Source organism: Vogesella urethralis (assembly GCF_007644045.2).
GTDB lineage: Bacteria > Pseudomonadota > Gammaproteobacteria > Burkholderiales > Chromobacteriaceae > Vogesella > Vogesella urethralis.
This window is the reverse complement of sequence record NZ_VMDW02000117.1, coordinates 1-255: the sequence shown is the minus strand read 5'-3', so window position 1 is coordinate 255 and position 255 is coordinate 1. Positions and strand designations below refer to the sequence as shown.

The following is a 255-nucleotide window of genomic DNA, read 5'->3' as shown; positions in this document are numbered from 1 at the left end:
AAGCGTCGTTCCGGGCAGGGCGAATCCTCTGAACATAGCAGGAGAAAGCCGCCGGGAACAGCCCGACTAGGTTGGCTCACCGTACAGGCCAATCAGTCGGCGCTCCACGCCGTTGGTCCAGCCAAAGCCATCCTGCAGGGGATACTCCCCGCCGCCGCCCTCATGGGGGACGCCGGTGGCAATATGGTATTTTTCAATCAGCTTGTGATGCTGCTTGTAAAAGTGGTTGACCGTCTGCAGCCAGCTCCAGGCAAT

Annotated in this window: 1 protein-coding gene; it reads right to left on the bottom strand. The window is 59.6% G+C overall.

The window, feature by feature from the left end; genetic code table 11:
* Positions 1–66: 66 nt before the first annotated feature.
* On the bottom strand, positions 67–255 hold a 189-nt coding region (locus FLQ03_RS14750), incomplete at its 5' end, for a trehalase family glycosidase (protein ID WP_276607779.1).